We start from the raw sequence: 553 nt of genomic DNA, 5'->3' as shown, positions 1-553 counted from the left end.
CAATTCAGCCGTCCACCCTGTAGCGCCAGGTCGGGCCAACGCAGACCGGGGGCGGTTTCGCCGCCCACCAGAAGATCGATGCCGCCGGCCCACGGATCGAGATCGACCAACAGCGCATCAGCGGCGGCCTGCGCCAGGGCAACCGCAAACAACGATGCCCCAGCGCCACCGCGACCCCCGATGACCGCGACCACCGCCCCGCAGATCCCGTCATCGCGTGCCGATTCAGCAGCTTCGGCGAGCTCGCGGACCAGTTCACCCTCCTGCTCGGGCATCCTCAGCACGTGCTGGGCCCCGACGGTTATGGCAGCCGCCCAGGTCGCCGTCGCGGCTTCGGTTCCGGTCAACACGCTGACGTGGGTGCGCCGGGGTAGCGCGAGCCGCCCACACCGGTCCGCCGCCGCGTGGTCGAGCACCACAGCCGCCGCCGCCGACCACGTCTTTCTGCTCACCGGATGGCGGCCGCCGAGATGAACAACGCGAACCCCGACGGCTGCGGCGACTCGGTCCAGCTCGTCGCGCAACCCCGGATCGGTCAGCATCGCCAACACGC

1 protein-coding gene is annotated in these 553 nt (G+C 70.7%); it reads right to left on the bottom strand.

Going from position 1 to position 553, the window contains the following annotated elements:
* On the bottom strand, nucleotides 1-553 hold a 553-nt coding region (gene ssd / locus FJM08_RS08540), incomplete at both ends, for a septum site-determining protein Ssd (RefSeq protein WP_503465698.1).

Origin of the sequence: Metamycoplasma equirhinis, assembly GCF_006385185.1 — a bacterium.
Classification (GTDB): domain Bacteria; phylum Bacillota_I; class Bacilli_A; order Mycoplasmatales; family Metamycoplasmataceae; genus Metamycoplasma; species Metamycoplasma equirhinis.
This window is presented reverse-complemented; position numbering and strand designations above follow the sequence as displayed.